The organism is Aristaeella hokkaidonensis, from assembly GCF_018128945.1.
Lineage (GTDB): Bacteria > Bacillota > Clostridia > Christensenellales > Aristaeellaceae > Aristaeella > Aristaeella hokkaidonensis.
In genome coordinates this window covers 2,173,722-2,194,470 of record NZ_CP068393.1, presented here as the reverse complement: position 1 = coordinate 2,194,470, position 20,749 = coordinate 2,173,722, and the positions used below count along the sequence as shown (strand labels likewise).

Here is a 20,749-nt window from a genome sequence, read left to right as displayed (position 1 = left end):
GGGACAGACACTCAGTCACATTTTCTTCGAAAACAGTGACAGACTATCAGTCCCCAGCAGTCACATTCCCGCCGCATTTACGCTGCGTTATGTATTGACCGTCACGCCGTGGGCCTTCATCAGCTCATAGAACTTTTTCCGGCCGAAATAGATGATGAACTTGTAGTTTTTGCTGTCCTTCATATGAATGACAACTGTCTTAAAACACTTTGTTTTTTCGGTATAGATATAGCCAATGTCCGTATACTTCATTTCGAGGTTCCAGTATTCAGCCGGGACTGTCACCTGGGTGGTTTTGTAGGTGACGGCCTGATCATCCACGGTGAGTTCGCCGTCCGGATAATAATACTTGTTGCAGCAGAAACTTACGTAAAACCTGTTTTTCTTCATGAAATCTTCCTCCGTTTGCAGCACTTGCCGCGATGTTGCAGGCTACAGCATATTACAAAACGGGGGACAGAAAACAGGACAAATAGAGAAAAATAGATTTTTGGATCTGATTCCGGAATTGCTGTGAATTATGAATTAACAGCAATTCCCTGGCTTTTCATCAGCTCAAAGAATTTTTTCCGGCCGAAGAAAAAGACAAACTTGTAGTTGCTGCCATTCTTCATATGAACGGAAACCGCCGGAAGGAACGCGGCCTTGTCAGCATAGACATAGGCGATATCCGTATACCTCATTTCGAGGTTCCGGTATTCAGCGGGAATTGTCAGTTTGCCGGTCTTGTAGGTGATGGCCTGATCATCCGCGATGATTTCACCGCCGAGCAAGCCACGGTAGCAGAAGCTTACGATAAACATCTCTTTCTTCATGATATCTTCCTCCAAATGCGGCGAAAGCCGCTTTTTTGCTGTTTGCAGCATATGACAGCTGAGAGCCGGGAAACAGGGCTAAAAGAGAAAAATAGATATTGCTTTTTTGCCTCGAAGGCAAAATGAATTCAGAAATCAGGATCAATGAGCGGCAGATCTCTTTTTCACTACACGTTCAGGAAGGTAACAGGAACATCATCACAGTATGGGCATGAAAACAAAATTATGAATTATGAATTGTGAATTATGAATTATTTAAGGGGGAATTGAATGATTACACCGGATGCATTGATCGCAAAATTCCGGCAGGCGCTGGATGAGCACTGGGGTTACATCTGGGGTACGGCCGGGGAAGCCTGGACGGAGGCAAAACAGAAGGAACTGGAAAAGACAACGGATTCCAGCCGGGCCCAGGGACGGAAGTACGGGAACAAATGGATCGGGCACACGGTCGCTGACTGCAGCGGCCTTTTTTCATGGGCTTTTAAGAAGCTGGGCGGGACGATGTACCACGGCTCCGACACCATGTACCGGAAATACTGTGTGAACAAGGGGGAACTGAACAAGGGGAAGCGGACGGATCAGGGAACCCTGAAGCCCGGCACCGCGGTTTTCGTCTGGAACGGCAGCAATTACAGCCATGTGGGGTTGTATGCGGGCGACGGAATCGTGATTGAGGCCATGGGGACGATCAAAGGCGTGACTACGACAAAAGTCAGCGCCGGGAAGTGGACGCACTGGGGGGAGCTGACCGGCGTTGAATACAATTCAGAATTCAGAATTCATAATTCAGAATTAAATGGCGTGCGAGAACGCAAAACGATCCGGAAAGGTTCAAGAGGAGCCTCGGTCAGGGAGTGCCAGACTTTGCTGGAACAGGCAGGATACAGTGTCGGTACATATGGGATTGATGGAGAATTTGGAAAAGATACACTGGCGGCGGTGAAGGCGTTCCAGCAGGATCATGGGTTGAAAGTGGACGGGATTGTCGGCCCGAAGACCTGGGCGGCGCTGACAGAGGGGAGAGGTGGTGATGAATCATGAACCTTGAAACAATAGTTGTTGCACTGATCACGGCCGGGTTCGCGTTCCTGGGTGTCTATGTGAGCAACCGGAAGCAGACAGCGCTGGTGTCCTACCGGCTGGAAAAGCTGGAGGAGAAGGTGGATAAGCACAACAGCGTGGTAGAACGGATGTTTCGCCTGGAGGAAACCGTCAAAAACCTGCAGGACGAACTGAAGGAAATCAAACATCTGTAAGGAGGAATGAGGATGAAAATCAACTGGAAAGTGCGTTTTAAGAACAAGGTGTGGCTGGGAAGCTTCTTTAGCCTAGTGGTGGGCTTCATCTACAGCCTGCTGGCGCTGTTTGACGTGTTCCCGGCAGTGACCCAGAACATGGTGGTGCAGCTGTTGAACCAGGTGCTGACCTTCCTGGGACTCATTGGCGTGATCGTGGATCCCACTACTGCCGGACTGGAGGACAGCGACCGGGCCATGGGGTATGAGGAACCCTGGGGAGCGAGCTGAATGTCAGCCCTGTGGGCTGTCGGCGAAGCCGAAATGAAGTGAACGAGTCAATCGAAGCAAGCAGCGGGTTGAAGCGTCAGCGATGCCTGCTGCGCCGACTGAGATTGCGGATATGATGCTGTGAACAATTGAATTGATATATGTCTGGCTGCTGCCTTCGGGCGGCAGCCTTTTTTTGTTGTGTGGATGATGTTTTGATGGTATTGTTTATTATATATTGAAGCATTGAGGAGATGATTCAGATGAAAATAAAGATCCTTTGCATCATTGCCTGTCTGGTAATTGGCGTCAGCGTTTTCCTCCCTTATTTTTCTGTTTCCGGGCTGGGAATAACGGTATCCAAAAGCCTGAAAGACAGTAACGACTGGATTTATATTATTATCATCGCCGGCGCTGCTTTCATTTTCTCCGTTTTAGGGAAATATCTGCCGGTTGTATTTCTGGGAATGGCTTCTTTAGCAATGTTTTTCATTGAGAACAACAGCATTACGACGAACCTGGGAAAAGAAATAGACGCATTGGCAAGATCGTTAATCCAGAACAATATGGGTTATTATTTCCTGATGGCGGGTTCCATTGCCCTGATTATTTTTGCCGTTCTTGGCCTGGCGGGAATAGGACGGAAGAAATAAGAACTGTTGAATTCTGCAAAGTGGACACCGAATATCTTCGGTGTCCATAAATGTTTACTGTATTGTTACACTGCGGCCGCTGAAGCCATGATATAATCGGCACAGGGCACAAAACCCCTGAACTGCTTATGCTTTGGACTGAGGACGGTGATTGCCGGATGATGCATGTGAAAACATTTGCCGGTTTTGCTCCGGCATTTTCTGAATTAAAACCGTATAAACAGTCCTGGACGTGGCAGGAACTGCGTTGGGGCTGGCAATATGAAATTGTAACGTTATCGGATATGCTGTCCTATGCGATGGAAGCGGCGAATGAGGACAATCCGTTGCTGGATCTTGTGATCGACCTGATTACGGAAGATCGTTACAGTGAGAAACTGGAAGAGAAAGTGGAAGCCCTGTGCCGGGCGGAAGATCCTGAATCGGATGACAGAATGGTGTTTGTGTGGAGCTATGTCCTGCTTGCGTGGATTTATCATACAGAGCGGGAAGAGGAACAGCTCAAGAACAAAACACAACATGTGTACTGCGCCTTTGGCCATTGGGATTATATGAGTGTACTGATCGGCTGGATGCCGCCGATACCGGGCGAGGTGTATTCAAGGCCCTGGAGCGTCCGGGCCCAGCTGCGGAACTATCTGATAAAGCATGAACCTGAATTGAATCAGCCAGAAACCAACGGTGATGTTTGTGGTATAATGCCTCCTGATGCTGATCTCAGAGAGACGAAAAAAACAGGATTGGGAGACAGGAATATGAAGAAGAGTTTTCTGGCAATTGATCCGGTATACCGCGAACAGATGGAGCACTATACCCTGAAAGATATGGCAGCGGCGCTGATTTACTATGCGCTGTTTATGGCGGCATATTTCTGGATGGGCCGGGAGCAGGCCCGGACAGGACGTTACCTGATCGAGGCCGGCAACCTGATTCTTGCCCTGATACCGGTGCTGCTGTGTGTGAAACACCTGTCCCATGTGGGCATTACCCTGCGCAACCTGAAACCGTCCCTGCTTATGGGAGCGGCGATCGGACTGGTGTTCCTGGCAGCCTGGACAATTATTCCCGGGATTGTTTCCGGGGCGAAGCTGCTGCCGGCAGGTGAGATTCTGTACAATGTGTTCCAGTATTTCATTATTATCGGCCTGTGCGAGGAGATTGCCTTCCGCGGGTTTATCCAGCCCCGGCTGTTCCCGGCCCTGAAGAAGGAATGGCTGACGATCCTGGTTGGCGGCATCCTGTTTGTGCTGATGCATATGCCCTTCCAGATGGCCAGGCGGGGTATGGGATTTGCGGAATACTGGCCCACCTTTATCGCGAACGCGCCTATGCAGTTTGTCTGGCATCTGGTCTGCACCTGGCTGTATCGCCGGTACGGGAATATCTTCGGCTGTGCGTTGCTGCACGGCCTGGTGGATCTTTCCATGGGGATTTTTGGTTGATTTAAGCAAAAAGCATTCCGGGCTGAAAGGAGAGGGAACGAATGTACGTGGTGTTGATACTGCTGTTCCTGTTTCTTGTGTGCGATGAAATACGTGCAAAGCGCAGCCTCCGGAAAGCCATGGGGATTAAGCAGCCCGTCGGGAAAGTCCGGAAAATTGGAAAGGCCATACGGAAAGCGGTAAAGGCTGCGGTAAGGGAATTTCGGGAAGCACGGGAAGACAGCTGGGAGTTCCATAAAGCGATTCAGGACGCCCGTTGGGAAGCGCGTGAAGCCCGGATAGAGAAAGCCGGAGAGCGGATGGATGCTGTACTGGCCGGGATTGAAAAACGCGGGAAAAGATTGGCGCAGAAGACAGCGGGCCGCATGAAAACGCTGCAACTCGAAATCGAAGCCCGAAAAGCCCGCCAGGAGCTGGAAGAGACGGAGAGTGTTCGCGAAGTGAAAGCGGAGCCGGTGACTGCAGACAATGAAGCGCAGGAGAACCTTGAACTGGTGCTGGATCTGGAAAGGGATGCCCGTACGGCAGCCATGGCCGCGGATGTTCCGACGATTGAGTTTCCGGAAGAAGACGAAAAATACTTTTCATCCCGTAAATATGAATCCGCGGATGATTAGTCTATTGATTCATTCAGCCGCCTTCGGGCGGCTTTTTTGTTTTTGGAAAAAAGAAAAGATAAAATGCGATGAATGTGGTTTTAAATCGCCTGTACAAATGCAGGAGGTGAACGACAGATGAGCAATGTTACGGGCTATGACACTGCTCCGGATCGCGCTCAGAAATTTGAACAGCCGGCGGGGCCACCGGTATGTTTTCTCTGTTGGAAAAATATAGCTGGATATTTTACGAACAGAATCCTTTTTTGACAGCACCTGAGGTGTTATACTGCTTCCATACCGTAAAGCATTCCTGTTTGAAAGGAGGGAGAACGAATGCTCGGACCGATTTTGATGGTTGTATTGGTTCTGGTCATGAGACTGATTGTTTGGCTCTCCCTCCGGGATACCACATTTTACAGGAGAGCCAGGGAAAACAGAAAGAGTGTAAAGAAAACCGCGAAACTTGTAAGGAGGAGAATCCGGGAATGCCGGGAAGACAGCAGGGAACTCAAGGAAGCAATGCGGGAAGCCCGCTGGGAAGCGCGTGAAGCACGGATAGAAAAAGCTGCGTTACGGTTTGACGCTATGATGACAGGAATTGGAGCACTGGGAAGGGAATGCGCGCGGAAGACGGAAGAAGGCGTGAAAGCGCTGAAAGATCGAATTGAAGCCCGGAAAGCTCCCTGGGAACAGATGAAATCAGGAACGATCGAAGAAGTGCAAGCGGAGCCGGTGATCCCGGTCGACGAAGCGTTGATGAACCGGATCATAGTGCGTGATCTTGAAAAGGATGTGGCCCGTACGGCTGTCATGGCCGCAAATGTTCCGACGATGGAGTTCCCGGAAGAGGACGACAAATACTTTTCCGCCCGAAAATACGAATCCGCGGATGATTAATCCGTTGATACATATAGCCGCCTTCGGGCGGCTTTTTTGTTTTTGAAAGTGGACACCGGGGACAGTCCCCAGTGTCCACTTGGAAGAAAACACCAGGTTATAAACGTCTGTTATTTGGCCGCTTGTCGGTAACAGACGATTTTTTATTTTTCTTTTCGCTTAAGTTTTACAGCTGCGTTTCGTCTAATTGGATGAGGAGGTGATGACGGTGGGAGTGATTCAGGCGCCGGATCAAGCCCAGATTGACCGGCTGGACCGGATAGTCCAGCAATATGAAAAAGACCTGCTGCGTCTCTGCTGTCTGTATCTGAGAGACTGGAACGCGGCGGAGGACGTTGTGCAGGAAACCTTTCTGAAGGCATTCCGCCATCTGGACTCCTTCCGGGAAGAAAGCAGCGAGAAAACCTGGCTGATCACAATCGCGCTGAACGGTTGCAGGGACTACAGGCGGAGCGCCTGGTTCCGGTATATAGATTCCCGGGTATCCCTGAATGATCTGCCTGCGTCCTCAGAGCCGCCGGACAGCGAGCATGTGGAACTGACGCTGGCGATCATGAAACTGAAACCCAAATATATGGAAGCTGTTCTGCTGTATTTCTATGAAGGATACTCCATGAAGGAGATCGGGGAAATGCTGAAAATCACGGAGGCTGCCGTTTCAGACAGAATCCGGAAGGCAAAACAGAAACTGAGGCAGGAACTCGAAGGGGGGCGGGAATGATGGCAAATGATCAGGAACTGATGATGAGCATCCGCGCCGCAATCGACGACTGTACACGGGGAGTGGATGAAGCGACCTCGCTCCGTTACAAGGTCCTGCGCAAAGCGAAAGGAGAAGAACCCATGGTTAAGAAAATATCAATGACACTGGTAATTGCACTGGTTATCCTGGCCCTTGCGGCCGTAGCCGTGGCTGCCACGGTGCTCTGGAAAGACGCCGGGGAAAAGGTGGCGGAACTGGAAGGCGAGTACGGATACTATGACACCTGGGATACGGCCACCAAGATTGAACTGGTCCGGGATCTGTATGAAATGGAAGCCCTGAAGGGGAACGCTGACGCGGAACGCCTGCTCAAGGGCGAAGGCATGACAGACGCTGAGAAGGACGCCCTGTGCGACCGGATCATGCTGGACTATATCGGTGAGGACAGGGTGGACCTGATCTGCCTGGAAACCATTCTGTCAACCCTGCGTGACGTGGAGGGCGGTACGCCTGCCTGGTCCGTGGAGGATAAATACTGGTACAATCAGATGCTGGACAAATACGGCATGCTGTCATCGGAATCCCAGAGATTTATCCTGCCGGAAGAAGGCGAGATCAACCAGGAAGAAGCAGTCCGGATTGCGCGGACGCTGCTGGAAAGCGTCAGCGATAAAGATCTGGACGATGGCATAATGAGCCCCTATTTTGAAGAGAATCCGGCATTCGGGTATCGGCGGATCTGGACGATCTGGTATGATCTGCGGACCGACGGAGAATTCAGGGGTAATCCTTTGTATGTGTATCTGAAGCCCGACGGAACGGTACTGTCTTATCATATTCCTGAACTGTATTCACTGGACCTGATGGGTGTGCTCCCTGATGACGAAGCGATTCCGGAGGAACAGGCGCTGGAAATCGGCCGGAAAGCCATCGCGGAGAAGCTGGGAGTGCCGGAGGATGAGGTGAGCAGCCTGAAGGCCTATTACACGGAGATCGAGGCCGGGCATTCCAAAGCCGTTGACGGTGTGATGGGCCAGCATGTATGGCTGGTGGACTACGCGGAGCAAAACATGTTTGCGGCGATCAAGCCGGACGGTACGCTGATGACTGTCAGAAATCGCTGACAGACAGGAAGATCCTGCAAAAGTGGACACTGGGGACAGTCCCCGGTGTCCACTTTTCATGCTTGAATTGGATGAAAAACCAACCAAAAGACTGATTGCAGGGGGAGGGGAAAAGTGCTATAACATCGCAGCAAACAAAATGTTTGCAGAAGGAGCATGAATGCATGGCACGTACCATGACAAAAGATCTTACGGAAGGGAGACCGCTGAAGCTGGTCCTTTCCTTTGCAGCCCCGCTGCTGTTCGGAATGTTGTTCCAGCAGTTCTACAGCTTTGTGGATACGGCGATTGTGGGTCGGTATCTCGGGGCAGAGAAACTGGCGGCGGTCGGTGCCACCGGTTCGGTGAACTTCCTGGTGATCGGCCTGTGCCTGGGCTTCTGCTCGGGTTTCGCCATTCCGATCGCGCAGGCCTTCGGAGCGAAGAACGAGCATGAGGTACGCCGGTGCGTATGGCATTCGGCCGTGTTGTGCACGGGACTGAGCCTGCTGTTCGGCCTGGCAGCCACGCTGCTGTGCAAACCGCTGCTGCGGCTGATGAACACCCCGGAGGAAATCCTGGATTCATCCGCTTCCTATATCCGGATCATTTTCGCGGCGATTCCCTGCTGCGTGCTGTATAACATGGCCAGCGGCATTCTCCGTTCCCTGGGGGACAGCAAGACGCCGGTGGTATTCCTGGTGCTGGCTTCCCTGGTGAACATCGTGCTGGACCTGGTGCTGATTATTTACGCCGGCATGGACGTGGCGGGCGCAGCCGTGGCTACGGCTGTCAGCCAGCTGATTTCCGGCATCGGCTGCCTGCTGGTGATCCTCAGGCGGTTCCCGATCCTGAAGCTGACGAAGGAAGACCGGCGGTTTTCCGTGCGGCGGGGACGCTCCATGCTGGGCATCGGCCTGCCCATGGGCCTGCAGTTTTCCATCACCGCTATCGGTTCCGTGATGGTGCAGTGGTCCGTGAACGGCCTGGGTGTGAACTCCGTGGCGGCTGTGAGCGCGGCCTTCAAGCTGAGTATGTTCTTCTGCTGTGTGTTTGACGCCCTGGCTTCCACCATGGCGACCTTCGCCGGGCAGAACATCGGCGCCAGGAAGGTGGACCGGGTCCGGCAGGGCATGCGGGCGGCTTCCGCGGTGGGTCTGATCTACTGTGGCCTGGCTTTCGGTATTGTGCTGCTGTTTGGCGACGAGCTGCTGGGCCTGTTCATTGACAGCGGCGAGAATGCCGAGGTTATGGGGCTGGCTTTCCGTTTCCTGAAGATCAACGCGGCGTTCTATATTCCGCTGCTGTATGTGAACATCCTGCGGCTGTGCATCCAGGGCATGGGTTATACCCGGGTGGCCATGTTCGCGGGCCTGGCGGAGATGCTGGCGAGAACCGTAGTGGCATTGTTCCTGGTGCCGGCAGCCGGGTTTGTGGGCGCCTGCTTTGCGAACCCCGCGGCCTGGGTGATGGCGGACCTGTTCCTGTTCCCCTGCTATTTCAAGCTGGTGAAGTCGCTGCATGGCAGGCTGATGCCGACGCTGGAAGCAGATAAACAGGAAAAGGGAAAGGTGATCGCGCTTAAAAGCGCGTGAGAAAAAGCGACAGTGAATGCTGCCGCTTTTTCAATTCACAATTCATAATTCATAATTCAGAATTATTTTTTCTTCACGCAAGAGATTCCCTATTGCTTGAAGGTTCACTTCTCCGGAGGAGATTTCTCCACTACGGCTACGTCTACGGTCGAAATGACAATAGCAGCGCTATGGACTGTTCCATGACGCTGTGTTTTTTGGACAAGTATATAAAATTATGAATTATGAATTGTGAATTATGAATTGTTTCAGGCGCTATATGCCGCCTGAAACGGAAGGTCTTTATTCCTCTTCCGGCGAATTATGAAAGGAATACCCTGAAAGAAGAGGATGAAAGAAATGACGGATTATAAACTGCTGGTTGGTCAGGCGAAGGAAATGCTGGAGGCGGAACCCTGGTACGCGTCCTCGTTCAGCAATATCTCCGCGTTGATCATGACCATGATGGAGAACCTGAACTGGGCCGGATTTTACCTGATGAGGAACGGAAAGCTGACGGTGGGTCCGTTCCAGGGGAAGCCGGCATGCATTCATATCGCGCCCGGCAGGGGCGTGTGCGGCACGGCTGCCGCGAAGGATGAGACCACTGTGGTGCCGGACGTGCATGAATTCCCGGGACACATTGCCTGCGACGGAGCGTCTGAATCGGAGATCGTGATCCCGATTCACGGAGACGGTGAAGTGAAGGCGGTACTGGATATAGACAGCCCGGTGAAGAATCGGTTCAGCCCGGAAGACCGGGAGGGACTGGAAGCACTGGTGAAGACAATTGAGGAGCGGGTGAGCTGGACATGATGACAGCGGACTGGTTTCTGAATATCCTGATTGCGCTGATTACCCTGATTATTGTGGTTTCGTTTTTCCGCAAGGAGGGGCAGTGGGTGCCGGAACGGGGAAAGTTCGCGCTCCGGTTTTTCACCACCCTGAGCAATATGCTGTGCGCAGCGGCGTGCCTGCTGACGGCGCTGGCCATCAATGCAGGCGGGATCCCGGAATGGATCTGGATGCTGAAGTATATCGGCACGGCGGCGGTGACGGTGACTATGCTGACGGTACTCTTTTTCCTGGCACCGACCTTCGGGAAGGGTGCGCTGAAGGTGCTGCTGTCCGGCACGGATCTGTTCATGCACCTGATTACCCCGCTGCTGGCCCTGGTTTCCTTCTGCGTGTTTGAAAGGCGGGGAATGACCTTCTGCCAGAGCCTGTGGGGAATGCTGCCGGTGGTACTGTACGGGCCGGTGTACCTGTACAAGATCCTGTTCGCCCTGCCGGAAAAACGCTGGGACGACTTTTACGGTTTCAACAAGCAGGGGAAGTGGCCTGTGGCGTTTGCCGGTATGGTGATTGGTACTTTCCTGATCTGCATGGGGATTATGGCACTGCAGAACCTTTGAGAATTAATTCACAATTCATAATTCATAATTGTTTTTCTTCGCCGCAACACAGCGGATGATGTGACAGAGTGAAGAGTGTAGAGTGTAAAGTTGCGGCTGCGGCCGTGGAGGAGATCTCTACACTCCCTTCGGTCGGTCAAGATGACAACGTGGGCACTGCGGAGAAGTGGCAGGTACATTGGTAAAAGTAACCAGAACGTTTGCCGCATGGCAAACATATCATATTCGTCGAAGACGAATCTATCATATTCGCATTAAGCGAATATATCATGTTGCGAAGCAACATATCATTCTTTTGCGCAGCAAAAGATATTTCTCTCCTACTTCCTACCTCCTACCTCTTGCAATTCGGAACGAATTGCAAGTGTGATTCGTTAAATACATATCCGATGCCTTAAGGGCGCGGATGATTCTATGCGGAGGTGAATCTTACGGATAAGAAAAAAATCCTCCCGATTTTGCTCTCAGTGTGCTGTATCCTGCTGCCGGTGGTTCTGGCCTCGGTGGCATACGCCATTTATGTGGACGGAGCAGCGCGCAGGATGGAAAACCCACTGGAAAGCATTTATACAGCGGAAAAGGCCGGACAGGTACTGATCGCAGCGTTACCGCTGTTCCTGGTGCTTGTGTGTTTACTGGTTGCTTGCATTGTAACCGGTGTAAAGCCGAAAACCGGTGGAACGGCAAAGAACGCTGTCCGGATAAAGCCGCAGGCGGAACCGAAGCATGTGAATATCCTCCGGGCAGTCGTTCTGATCGCGGCTGTGCTGCTGATCATCGCGGGAATCGTGAACGGAGGAGCCCTGGACGTGCTGGTAAAAGCCATCAATATCTGTACGGAGTGTGTGGGTCTTGGATAAGAAAAATGTATGGCAGGCCTTCCGTCCGTCAAAGCGAAGGCTTGTCCAGCTGTACGCAGCGCTTTTGCATAACGCGTACCTCAGGGGATTTATTGAAGGGAAGATTTATGAAGGAAAGGCCAAGGCACTGTGCGTGCCCGGCCTGAACTGCTATTCCTGTCCCGGTGCGGCAGGCGCCTGCCCGCTGGGATCCATCCAGAACGCGCTGGCCGCTACGGGTCACCGGGCAGGCTGGTATGTGCTGGGGATGATCATGCTCTTCGGCGTGGTGCTGGGTCGCACGATCTGCGGCTGGCTGTGCCCCATGGGCCTGATCCAGGAACTGCTCCATAAGATTCCGGTGCCGAAAATCCGTAAAAGCAAGGTTACCAGGGCACTGTCCTGGCTGAAATACGGGATCCTGGCGGTGTTTGTAATTGCTGTTCCCCTGTACTTCGGCCTGGCCAAAGACCTGCCGCTTCCGGCCTTCTGCAAGTATATCTGCCCGGCCGGTACCCTGGAGGGCGCAGGCGGCCACCTGGTGAATCCCGCCAACGCGTCCATGTATGAGATGCTGGGTCTGATCTTCACCCGCAAGTGGGTGATTATGTTGGCCCTCGGCCTGGCCTGCGTGTTCTGCTACCGCAGCTTCTGCCGCTTCCTCTGTCCCCTCGGGGCGATCTATGGGCTGTTCAACCGCTTCAGTATCGTCGGGGTGAAAACGGACGCGGATCGCTGCAACGGCTGCGGCGCCTGTGTGCGCCACTGTGAGATGGACGTGAAGCACGTGGGTGACCACGAGTGCATCCAGTGCGGAAAGTGCATCGACGTCTGCAGCCAGGGAGCCATCTCCCTGAAGGCAGGAAAGATCACGCTTAAGGGACCGGAAACCGGCGCGGAAAAGAAACCCGCGAAGAGCCGGAAGACCCTCTTCCGGGCCATCGCCATCGCGGTGCTGTGCCTGGTGCTGGTGTGGTTCAACTTCCTGGATCCCTCTATCCGGCAGAAAGAAAGCACCCCGGCGGAAAGTACCGCAGCCGTGGGATACGAGGTCGGCGAACAGCTGGCGGACTTTACCCTGGCATGCTACGACGGCAGCGAGTTCCATCTGGCGGACACCCGGGGCAAGGTGGTATTCATCAACCGCTGGGCCACCTGGTGCACGCCGTGTATTGCGGAGCTTCCCTATTTCAACGACCTGTATGAAGCCCACCGGGACGATATCGCCATGATTGTGATCCACCCGGAAATGACTGTGGAGGATCCGGCGGAATACCTGGCGCAGTTCGGCTATTCCATGCCCTGCGCGACGGACGAAGCAGGCGATCCCGTGAAGGAAATCGTGGGCGGAACAGCTACCCTGCCCCAGACGATCGTATTAAACCGGCGGGGAGAGGTCATCTGCAACAGCGTCAGCTCCGTGACGCCGGAGAAGCTGGAAGCCCTCTACCAGGAAGCGGCGAAATAAGCAAAGAAAACCAAGGAGAAAAGAACGATGAAGAAATTAATCATACTGATCCTGACGATACTTGTGCTGTGCCTCGGCACGGCTTCTGCGGATACCGGCATGACGCTGGGCGAACCCTTTATGAACTTTACGGCCACGGATACGGAAGGCAACACCTTCACCCTGTCCGAAGCCCTGAAGGATCATGAAGCGGTGCTGCTGAACATCTGGGCCACCTGGTGCGGACCCTGCCAGGGCGAGTTCCCGGACCTGGAGAAAGCCTACCAGAAGTATAAGGACAAGGTGGCGTTTATTGCCCTGTCCTATGATGACAATGACACGATTGAAAAGATCGCGGCCTTCAGGGATGAGTACCAGCTGACCTTCCCCATGGGGCGGGACGAGGGCTCAGCCCTGTATAACTACGTTGCCCAGTACGGCGTTCCCACCACGGTCGTGATTGACCGCTTCGGCAATGCGGGCTTCCTGCGGCTGGGCAGCTTCAACACCGCCGAGGAAGTCGGCAATGTGCTGGACAGGTTCCTGGGAGACGACTATACGGAAACTGCCGTGCTGACCAGGATTCCGAAGAAGGGGGTCACCCGCGCCTATCCGGTGTCTCCTGCCCGGGCAATGCATATAGACAACGAGAACGTGAAGAAGGCCAGATTCCATCTTACCAATGCGGTGTCAGATGATTATCTGATGGCCTATGTGGTCAGCGAGGATACGGCACACCTGCGCTTTGACATCACTGCCGCGGATGACGCGGCGGACATGATGTACTATGACGACGCGAAGGTGGAACGGGTGGACCTGCCGGACATCCTGGACGCGGAACGCAACGTTTTTACCTACGACCAGGCCATGGAAAGCCCGGAAGGTACCCACTACCTGTACGGCCTGTACTATAACGTGGGCATGGAAGGCGATCCGGACCTGATGGAGTTCTTCCTGTTACAGAAAGAGGAATACCTGGAGGAGCTGGCGGATTACCTGCGCACCATGGAATATGAGGTAAGCTGGGAATTCGTCGAGGACACCCCGGCGGATAAGACGGAGCAGAAGGCCTACGTGCTGCACGTGGAGGACCAGGACGGCAATCCCGTGCCGGGCGTGGCGGTGAACTTCTGCACGGACGCAGCCTGCACCATGCAGCAGAGCGACGAAAACGGCGTGATCACCTTTGACGGAGAAAAGGCCAACTACCATGTGCAGATTCTCAAGGCGCCGGAAGGCTACAGCTTTGACAAGGGCTTTGAACTCTACACCGGAGACGCCTATGGCGAGTGGGTGCTGCACGTCGGCAACGACAGCCTGAAATAAAGATCATAAAGACATCAAGGAGCCCCTCCGGATCAACCGGAGGGGCGCCTCTTTTGCAAACAGGGGTCATTCCCCCCAGACTTCGTCAGCGATTTCCTTGACCAGCTTCAGCTTGGCCCACTGTTCTTCTTCCGTCAGCTTATTGCCGATTTCGCAGGAGGCGAAACCGCACTGGGGACTCAGGCACAGGCGGCTGAGCGGGATATACTGGGCGGCTTCGTGGATCCGCTTGATGATCTTCTGCTTGTCCTCCAGAACGGGGGACTTGGTGGTGATCAGGCCGAGGACCACCTTCTTGTCATCGGACACTTTGGCCAGCGGGACAAAACCGCCGGAGCGCTCGTCATCATATTCCAGGAAGAGGGCGTTCACGTTCTCCCGGGCGAAGACGTAGTCCGCCACGGAATCATAGGGACCGCTGGTGAAATAGGTGGAGTGGTAGTTGCCGCGGCAGATATGGGAGTTGATGATCATATCCTCCGGCTTGCCTTCCAGGGCCAGGTTGTTGACCTGAAGCAGCTGGGATTTGACCTCATCCAGGTCGATGCCCAGTGCCTTGTACCGCTGCTGCGCCGCGTCGCCCACCAGGGCGCCCCAGGTGCAGTCGTCCAGCTGGAGGTTACGGCAGCCGGCGTCATAGAACTGGCGGATGACGGCCTGGTAGGCCTTGCCGATATCCTGGATCAGTTCTCCGTTTTCCGGATAGAACTTCCGGGTGGTTTCATAGTTGGCGGGGATGATCATCTGCTGGAACATCTGGGCCGGGGCGGGGATGGTGTATTTTGCCACGGTGTTCTCATCCTCAAACTGTTTGAGGAATTTGAAATACTCCACAAAAGGATGGGCTTTGGCCCGGACTTTGCCCACCAGGTAGGTGTCGTCCAGCACGGCCAGCTCGTCATGGAAGGGCACGCCGTTGCCGGTGGCCTGGTGATCCACGCCTTCAAAGCCCCACATGAAATCCAGATGCCAGAAAGTTCTCCTGAACTCGCCGTCGGTGATCACGTGATAGCCCAGCTCCTTCTGCTTGGCCACCACCTTGGTGATTTCCTCATTGACAACTTTATCAAACGCGGCCTGGTCTATTTTTCCGGCGCGCAGGGCGGCCTTCGCGTCCTTCAGGGCCTGCGGCCGCAGGAAGCTTCCTACAAAATCATACCGGAAGGGTGTCTGTAATTTACTCATAATCCCGGTCTCCTCTCAATGCGATAGTATGACCGGATTTTATACCTACCATAACAATAGGTAAAATATTTCTTTTTGATTGCTCACCATAGATTATAACTATGGCATATGATATAATCACAAATAATTCTATCTGAAAGAGGGAAACAGCATGACCCTGAAACAGCTCCAGTATGTGGTCACGGTGGCCGAAACCGGGAACATCACCGAGGCGGCGAAGAAACTGTTCATTGCCCAGCCCAGCCTGACGGCGGCGGTGCATGAGCTGGAGAAGGAATACGGGATTATCCTGTTTTCCCGCTCCAACAAGGGCATTGAGCTCACGCCGGACGGGGAGGAGTTCCTGGGCTATGCCCGGCAGGTGCTGGAGCAGGCCAACCTGATCGATGAACGGTACGCGGGCAAGGGCATGGGCAAGCAGCGCTTCTGCGTTTCCTCCCAGCATTATTCCTTCGTGGTGGAGGCCTTTGTACAGCTGCTGAAGGAGCAGGGTGGAGACAAGTATGAATTTCATATGCGGGAGACCCAGACCTATGACATCATCGAGGATGTGGCGCGGCTGCGCAGCGAGATCGGGATCCTGTACCTGAACCGGTTCAATGAAACCGTGATCCGGAAAACCCTGCGGGACAACAACCTGTCCTTCTTTTCCCTGTTCACCGCCAAACCCCATGTGTTCATCGGCAAGGGGAACCCGTTGGCCGGGAAGGAGAGCCTGACCCTGGAGGATCTGAAGCCTTATCCCCGCCTTTCCTATGAGCAGGGGAACCACAATTCCTTCTATTTTTCCGAGGAGATCCTGAGCACCGCGGACAGCGACCGGGAACTGGTGGTCTGCGACCGGGCCACGCTGTTCAATATGCTGATCGGCCTGAACGGCTACACGATCTGCAGCGGCGTAATCAGCGAGGAACTGAACGGGCCGAATATCATTGCCAAGCCCCTGGATGTGGATGACTATATGGAGATCGGCTATATCCTGCCGGGCTCCCTGCGCCCTTCGCCGCTGACGGTCCGGTATATCGATATCCTGAAGGAATTATCCGCCTGACCGGAACAGGAAAATATAATATGAATTTCAGGTGATTTTAATTCAAGTCCGGAAACCGCGTGGTATCATCTGTAAACGTCGGGAGGAAAGGCCGCCCGGCAGGAAAAGAGATTAACGGGGGCATAACCGGATGAAGATTACGGTAATCAACGGGACTGAAAAACATGGAGTGACATACAGACTGAAGGAAGCTTTCCTGAATGAACTCAGGGACAGTGGGGAGATTACGGAGTTTTTCCTGCCGAAGGACTGCCCGAATCTCTGCGCCGGCTGCATGAACTGCGTCAAGAGGGATGAGCAGTACTGCAAGGACAGGGAGTATATCGCGCGCCTGGAGCAGGCCATGCTGGACGCGGACCTGCTGGTGTTCACCTTCCCGGTGTATGTTTATCACGTACCGGGTGCCCTGAAGAATATGCTGGACCATTTCGCCTACCGGTGGATGGTGCACCGCCCGGCGAAGGCCATGTTCGGCAAGCGGGCGGTGATCATCACCCAGAGCCTGGGCAGCGGGACGAAGTCTGCCGTGAAGGATCTGAAGGACAGCCTGTCCTGGTGGGGCGTGAGCAGCGTGAAGGTTTTCCGGTTCCGCCTGATGGGAGAAGTCATGTGGGACAAGCTGCCGGAGAAGAAACGGCGCAGCATGACCGGGAAGCTGGAGTGGGCTGCCCGGGTGTTCAGCCATGTGGATTACAGCGTGCCGACAAGAACGAGACTTGGGGTAAAGCTCAAGTTCTATGCCTCGCGGATCATGCAGAAGACGGTAGGCAAAACCCATCCGGACAGCCGGGATTACCAGTACTGGCAGGAGAACGGCTGGCTGGGGAAGGTAAGGCCGTGGAAAAAATAACACTTCATGTGTGTTGATATAGATTGACACCCGCGGGAAAAGATCCCGCGGGTGTTTGTATTCAGCGGATTGTGACATATAATAAAAATCAGAAAAATTTTTGACACTTCGTGAACCGATGCACCCATAAGCCCGTCTAATATGCGTAAAAGCAGATTGGAGGAACCAAGATGACCGGCGAAACCTTCGAACGATCCGTTACGGATATGGTACAGACGCTGTACAGGGTTACGTGCAGCCAGCTGTCCATTGAAGCGGACCGGGAGGATGCCATTCAGGAAACCCTGAGGCGGGCATGGGAAAAACGGAATTCCTTGAGAAATGAATCCTATTTCAGTACCTGGATCATCCGGATCCTGCTGAACGTGTGTCATGACATTCAGCGGGAGAGGCAGCGGATGATACCGACGGATACGGTTCCGGAGCCGCTGCCTGGCTCTGTGAACAATGACATCGACCTCAGGGAATGCCTGCTCCGGCTGGAGGAAAGGGAACGGACTCCGATTCTGCTGTACTACCTTGAAGGATATGACATTGGACAGATCGCGTCCATCCTGCGGATCCCGCAGGGGACCGTGAAATCCAGGCTGAACCGGGGACGCAGACAGCTGAAGAGCATCTGCAGAGAGGAAGTGTTTGAGGCGTGAAGAAAGCGGAAGATTTCCGGAAGGCCTTCGGGCCGGCAACTCCGGGATTTGAAACAGTTGTAAAGAAAACGATTAAGGATCTGCGGGCGCAGGAGATCAAGCCTGCGGTGAAGGAATGGCGGCGCTGGCGCAGGCCTGTGTTTGCCATGGCTATGGCACTGGTGCTGTTCGTCGGCTTTGTGGCGATTAACGGTGCGCTGAATCCCTTCAGCCGGACGGACAGGATCCGTTCCGAGGAGGAGAGCCTCTATACGGCGCAGCCCATCACGACCGTGCTGTCCATGGGCGCCGGACAGGAGGAAGGCGACGGGGAAGGCACTGAATCCGTTTTGACGGAGGAAGAAAGCATCCGGATCAGGCTGGACGAGGAAGCTCCCGGCATGAGTGCAAAACTGTTCCCGGTGAACCAGGCATACGAAAACCAGGGGCTGCGCGTGGAAGTGGTTTCCGGCTACATGAGCGGAACAGAATGCTGCTTTGTGATTTCTGTTCAGGATTTGGAAGGACAGTATACGGATTACGAAGCGTATCCCTGGTTTGAATGCGATATGGCAGGCTTCAGCGGATATTCCACCAGTGTCCTGTATGAAAACGAAGCTGAGCATAAGACGGTTTATATGTATATGCCGAATCTCAGCAATCCCGTTCCGACCGAAGACCGGACAATCAAGGTGGGTATTAAGACATATCATATGAGCCGGGACACTGTTGTTGATCTGCTTCCGATGCTGGAACAGTATGGGAAAGATGTGAAGACCGCGGAACAGCCGAAACGGCTCCAGCTCTCGGGACTTGCGAACAAATTCCCGGCGAAGGATATGAAGTTCCTGGATTATACCCAGCCGCTGGATATTCCGTTGCTTGGTGATGTCTGCCTGAGCGGCATCGGCTGGATCGACGGCCAGCTGCATGTGCAGTATCACTATAAGGGTGAACCGACATATAAGGGCGGATCCGTCACTTTCAGCGATACATGGAATGTCTGGGAATACAGCAGTGCAGACGATCCGGATTACAGCCCGGTGCAATGGGACGAGAACCTTGATGGCTACACCGAATGGAAAGAATTCATCTATGATATCAAGCCGGAAGAGGCCGACGATTTGGTGCTGGAAGCCAGCGTAAGCATAATGGAAAAAGTCCTGGACGGCGGATGGATAATCGAGTTCCCGCTGAAGACAGTATGCCCGGATGTACTGGAAATGGATCCCGAAATCGAGGAACGGCTGAACGGATTTATGACCGGCTGGAGCACCCAGGATTACGACGGCATGCTGACGCTGTGCGATCCGGAATGGCAGGCAAATACCGAAGACGCACGGCAGGCACTGGAAGACCTGACTCAGAGCGCAACCCTGCTGGAAAACCGCTATAAGAAGATTACGGGTACGGCGGAGGATACCCTCCGGACGGTGACCTGCGCGACCAATATCCAGCGGCCCGGCAATAAGCTCCACACTTCGTTCCAGCTGGATATTGAAGTGAAGAAAGCGGCGGATGGACTCTGGTATATCAATCCGGAAAGCCTGAGAATCTGGACCGTTACGGAAGATATCCGTGTGGAACCGGTGGAAACCGGCCCGATAGAGGAACTGGATGAAGATTTCGGGAATATGAACCTTGACGAACGTGAAGAGAAACTGGTTTTTGACGCATACGCGCAGGCAAAGGTTTATACGAAAGACAGTATCGGTTATGTGCTGAAGGAAGACGGAACCGCTGAATCCGTGAAGACAAGCACTTGCATGCCTTTCCGGGATGAGATCATTATTCCGGAAAGAGTAAGGGACTACATAGTGACGGCTATAGGTACCAGGACTTTTGACGGATATGATGTAAAGTCCCTTACTCTCCCCGATACCGTGAAAACAATCAGTAAGGGAGCATTCAGTGACTGTACCAATCTGGTGTATTTCAGGATTCCGGATGGGGTATCTTCCATTGAGGATGAGGTGTTCTATGACTGTGTAAGCATGACAGACGTAATTATCCCGGACAGCGTGACCGAAATCGGCAGCGAAGCGTTCTACAATTGCCGAAGCCTGACGGCGGCCGGAATTCCTGAAAGAACGGTTTCCATCGGCAGCTACGCCTTCCTGGGTTGTGACGGACTGACGTCCATCACGCTGCCAGATACCCTGGAAATCCTGGGAGCATACACCTTTAGCAGATGCAACGGGCTGGAATCCGTTGAGATCCCAGGCGGTGTGACATCTGTCGAAAAGGGATCATTCAAGGATTGCACTGGCCTGAAGGCTGTACGGCTGAAGGAGGGCATTGCCGAGATCGGCGAGGATGCCTTCTCGGGATGCGGTGCCCTGGAAACGGTTGAGCTGCCTGCAAGCCTGCTTACCATCGGAGACCGTGCGTTCCGGGAATGCGGCAGCATGAAGCAGCTTGTCCTGCCGGATGGACTGACCTTCATCGGAAGGGCCGCGTTCATGAACTGTACAGGCCTGGAAGAGATTGTGATTCCGGAGAGCGTGACTACCATTGAACTCCATGCGTTCAGGGAATGCACAAACCTGACATGTGTTGTGAAAGACGGTTCCTACGCAAAGGATTACTGTGAAGGTAACGGGATCCCGTATGTTGTAAAATAAGAGGAAGAATTGACGTCGTGATCCGGCTGTGTTATACATAGCCGGATCTTTTTTTATTTCCCAAAAGCAAAAACCCCTCTTTTGTGTGTCTG

Annotated in this window: 22 protein-coding genes; 19 read left to right on the top strand and 3 right to left on the bottom strand. The window is 53.6% G+C overall.

Going from position 1 to position 20,749, the window contains the following annotated elements:
• Nucleotides 1-87 precede the first annotated feature (87 nt).
• On the bottom strand, nt 88-390 hold the full coding sequence (locus JYE49_RS09935; protein ID WP_093958033.1) for a hypothetical protein: 303 nt from the start codon (nt 388-390) through the stop codon (nt 88-90).
• Nucleotides 391-518: 128 nt separating this feature from the next.
• Nucleotides 519-815, bottom strand: coding sequence for a hypothetical protein (locus JYE49_RS09930; protein WP_093958034.1), 297 nt, complete (start codon nt 813-815; stop codon nt 519-521).
• Nucleotides 816-1,085: 270 nt separating this feature from the next.
• On the opposite strand from JYE49_RS09930, the gene JYE49_RS09925 reads away from it, so the two are divergent.
• The 15 genes from JYE49_RS09925 to JYE49_RS09850 all read left to right on the top strand — a co-directional run bounded on the left by JYE49_RS09925 (nt 1,086) and on the right by JYE49_RS09850 (nt 14,321).
• Nucleotides 1,086-1,859 carry a peptidoglycan-binding protein gene (locus tag JYE49_RS09925; protein WP_093958035.1) on the top strand — a complete coding sequence of 258 codons (774 nt, stop codon included), beginning with the start codon at nt 1,086-1,088 and terminating at the stop codon, nt 1,857-1,859.
• Nucleotides 1,856-2,074: a hypothetical protein gene (locus tag JYE49_RS09920; RefSeq protein ID WP_093958036.1), complete on the top strand. Its 219-nt coding sequence runs from the start codon at nt 1,856-1,858 to the stop codon at nt 2,072-2,074. The genes JYE49_RS09925 and JYE49_RS09920 overlap by 4 nt, the downstream gene beginning before the upstream one ends.
• Before the next feature lie 12 nt (nt 2,075-2,086).
• Nucleotides 2,087-2,344 (top strand): phage holin, encoded by a 258-nt coding sequence (locus JYE49_RS09915; RefSeq protein WP_179217400.1) that lies wholly within the window; start codon nt 2,087-2,089, stop codon nt 2,342-2,344.
• A gap of 242 nt (nt 2,345-2,586) precedes the next feature.
• Nucleotides 2,587-2,976, top strand: coding sequence for a hypothetical protein (locus tag JYE49_RS09910; RefSeq protein ID WP_093958038.1), 390 nt, complete (start codon nt 2,587-2,589; stop codon nt 2,974-2,976).
• 128 nt (nt 2,977-3,104) lie between these two features.
• A complete protein-coding gene (locus tag JYE49_RS09905; RefSeq protein ID WP_093958039.1) occupies nt 3,105-4,418 on the top strand; it encodes a DUF2247 family protein in 1,314 nt (437 codons plus the stop codon).
• A gap of 41 nt (nt 4,419-4,459) precedes the next feature.
• A complete protein-coding gene (locus JYE49_RS09900; protein WP_093958040.1) occupies nt 4,460-5,035 on the top strand; it encodes a proteasome activator complex subunit 4 C-terminal domain-containing protein in 576 nt (191 codons plus the stop codon).
• A gap of 315 nt (nt 5,036-5,350) precedes the next feature.
• Entirely contained in the window at nt 5,351-5,914 is a 564-nt protein-coding gene (locus JYE49_RS09895; protein ID WP_093958041.1) for a hypothetical protein, read from the top strand.
• Nucleotides 5,915-6,122: 208 nt separating this feature from the next.
• Nucleotides 6,123-6,635: an RNA polymerase sigma factor gene (locus tag JYE49_RS09890; protein WP_179217402.1), complete on the top strand. Its 513-nt coding sequence runs from the start codon at nt 6,123-6,125 to the stop codon at nt 6,633-6,635.
• A complete protein-coding gene (locus JYE49_RS09885; RefSeq protein WP_093958043.1) occupies nt 6,632-7,741 on the top strand; it encodes a hypothetical protein in 1,110 nt (369 codons plus the stop codon). The genes JYE49_RS09890 and JYE49_RS09885 overlap by 4 nt, the downstream gene beginning before the upstream one ends.
• 164 nt (nt 7,742-7,905) lie before the next feature.
• Nucleotides 7,906-9,315: an MATE family efflux transporter gene (locus JYE49_RS09880; RefSeq protein WP_179217403.1), complete on the top strand. Its 1,410-nt coding sequence runs from the start codon at nt 7,906-7,908 to the stop codon at nt 9,313-9,315.
• Between the two features lie 339 nt (nt 9,316-9,654).
• The gene (locus JYE49_RS09875; protein ID WP_093958044.1) at nt 9,655-10,110 is read left to right on the top strand and encodes a free L-methionine (R)-S-oxide reductase MsrC; all 456 of its coding nucleotides are present in this window, start codon (nt 9,655-9,657) and stop codon (nt 10,108-10,110) included.
• The gene (locus tag JYE49_RS09870; RefSeq protein WP_093958045.1) at nt 10,107-10,709 is read left to right on the top strand and encodes a hypothetical protein; all 603 of its coding nucleotides are present in this window, start codon (nt 10,107-10,109) and stop codon (nt 10,707-10,709) included. Before JYE49_RS09875 ends, JYE49_RS09870 begins: the two co-directional genes overlap by 4 nt.
• A 467-nt stretch (nt 10,710-11,176) precedes the next feature.
• Complete coding sequence (locus JYE49_RS09865) at nt 11,177-11,569, top strand: CD1871A family CXXC motif-containing protein (protein WP_143754532.1); 393 nt, start codon at nt 11,177-11,179, stop codon at nt 11,567-11,569.
• The gene (locus JYE49_RS15235; protein ID WP_179217405.1) at nt 11,562-13,016 is read left to right on the top strand and encodes a 4Fe-4S binding protein; all 1,455 of its coding nucleotides are present in this window, start codon (nt 11,562-11,564) and stop codon (nt 13,014-13,016) included. The genes JYE49_RS09865 and JYE49_RS15235 overlap by 8 nt, the downstream gene beginning before the upstream one ends.
• Nucleotides 13,017-13,043: 27 nt before the next feature.
• On the top strand, nt 13,044-14,321 hold the full coding sequence (locus JYE49_RS09850; protein ID WP_093958047.1) for a redoxin domain-containing protein: 1,278 nt from the start codon (nt 13,044-13,046) through the stop codon (nt 14,319-14,321).
• A gap of 66 nt (nt 14,322-14,387) precedes the next feature.
• Here the strand turns inward: JYE49_RS09850 and JYE49_RS09845 are convergent, their stop codons facing one another.
• The gene (locus JYE49_RS09845; protein WP_093958048.1) at nt 14,388-15,506 is read right to left on the bottom strand and encodes a 5-methyltetrahydropteroyltriglutamate--homocysteine S-methyltransferase; all 1,119 of its coding nucleotides are present in this window, start codon (nt 15,504-15,506) and stop codon (nt 14,388-14,390) included.
• A gap of 151 nt (nt 15,507-15,657) precedes the next feature.
• On the opposite strand from JYE49_RS09845, the gene JYE49_RS09840 reads away from it, so the two are divergent.
• The 4 genes from JYE49_RS09840 to JYE49_RS09825 all read left to right on the top strand — a co-directional run bounded on the left by JYE49_RS09840 (nt 15,658) and on the right by JYE49_RS09825 (nt 20,657).
• A complete protein-coding gene (locus tag JYE49_RS09840) occupies nt 15,658-16,557 on the top strand; it encodes a LysR family transcriptional regulator (RefSeq protein WP_093958049.1) in 900 nt (299 codons plus the stop codon).
• Nucleotides 16,558-16,687: 130 nt separating this feature from the next.
• Complete coding sequence (locus JYE49_RS09835) at nt 16,688-17,407, top strand: NAD(P)H-dependent oxidoreductase (protein WP_093958050.1); 720 nt, start codon at nt 16,688-16,690, stop codon at nt 17,405-17,407.
• Between the two features lie 170 nt (nt 17,408-17,577).
• Complete coding sequence (locus JYE49_RS09830; RefSeq protein ID WP_093958051.1) at nt 17,578-18,054, top strand: RNA polymerase sigma factor; 477 nt, start codon at nt 17,578-17,580, stop codon at nt 18,052-18,054.
• Nucleotides 18,051-20,657, top strand: a complete 2,607-nt coding sequence (locus JYE49_RS09825; RefSeq protein ID WP_093958052.1) for a leucine-rich repeat domain-containing protein — start codon at nt 18,051-18,053, stop codon at nt 20,655-20,657. Before JYE49_RS09830 ends, JYE49_RS09825 begins: the two co-directional genes overlap by 4 nt.
• The last annotated feature ends 92 nt before the right edge of the window (nt 20,658-20,749 follow it).

Coding starts and splice junctions, on each gene's coding strand:
- JYE49_RS09880 (WP_179217403.1), top strand. CDS start 7,906: ATGGCACGTACCATGACAAAAGATCTTACGGAAGGGAGACCGCTGAAG.
- JYE49_RS09885 (WP_093958043.1), top strand. CDS start 6,632: ATGATGGCAAATGATCAGGAACTGATGATGAGCATCCGCGCCGCAATC.
- JYE49_RS09875 (WP_093958044.1), top strand. CDS start 9,655: ATGACGGATTATAAACTGCTGGTTGGTCAGGCGAAGGAAATGCTGGAG.
- JYE49_RS09925 (WP_093958035.1), top strand. CDS start 1,086: ATGATTACACCGGATGCATTGATCGCAAAATTCCGGCAGGCGCTGGAT.
- JYE49_RS09910 (WP_093958038.1), top strand. CDS start 2,587: ATGAAAATAAAGATCCTTTGCATCATTGCCTGTCTGGTAATTGGCGTC.
- JYE49_RS09835 (WP_093958050.1), top strand. CDS start 16,688: ATGAAGATTACGGTAATCAACGGGACTGAAAAACATGGAGTGACATAC.
- JYE49_RS09915 (WP_179217400.1), top strand. CDS start 2,087: ATGAAAATCAACTGGAAAGTGCGTTTTAAGAACAAGGTGTGGCTGGGA.
- JYE49_RS09840 (WP_093958049.1), top strand. CDS start 15,658: ATGACCCTGAAACAGCTCCAGTATGTGGTCACGGTGGCCGAAACCGGG.
- JYE49_RS09870 (WP_093958045.1), top strand. CDS start 10,107: ATGATGACAGCGGACTGGTTTCTGAATATCCTGATTGCGCTGATTACC.
- JYE49_RS09895 (WP_093958041.1), top strand. CDS start 5,351: ATGCTCGGACCGATTTTGATGGTTGTATTGGTTCTGGTCATGAGACTG.
- JYE49_RS09930 (WP_093958034.1), bottom strand. CDS start 815: ATGAAGAAAGAGATGTTTATCGTAAGCTTCTGCTACCGTGGCTTGCTC.
- JYE49_RS09935 (WP_093958033.1), bottom strand. CDS start 390: ATGAAGAAAAACAGGTTTTACGTAAGTTTCTGCTGCAACAAGTATTAT.
- JYE49_RS09900 (WP_093958040.1), top strand. CDS start 4,460: ATGTACGTGGTGTTGATACTGCTGTTCCTGTTTCTTGTGTGCGATGAA.
- JYE49_RS09905 (WP_093958039.1), top strand. CDS start 3,105: ATGCTTTGGACTGAGGACGGTGATTGCCGGATGATGCATGTGAAAACA.
- JYE49_RS09850 (WP_093958047.1), top strand. CDS start 13,044: ATGAAGAAATTAATCATACTGATCCTGACGATACTTGTGCTGTGCCTC.
- JYE49_RS09830 (WP_093958051.1), top strand. CDS start 17,578: ATGACCGGCGAAACCTTCGAACGATCCGTTACGGATATGGTACAGACG.
- JYE49_RS09920 (WP_093958036.1), top strand. CDS start 1,856: ATGAACCTTGAAACAATAGTTGTTGCACTGATCACGGCCGGGTTCGCG.
- JYE49_RS09845 (WP_093958048.1), bottom strand. CDS start 15,506: ATGAGTAAATTACAGACACCCTTCCGGTATGATTTTGTAGGAAGCTTC.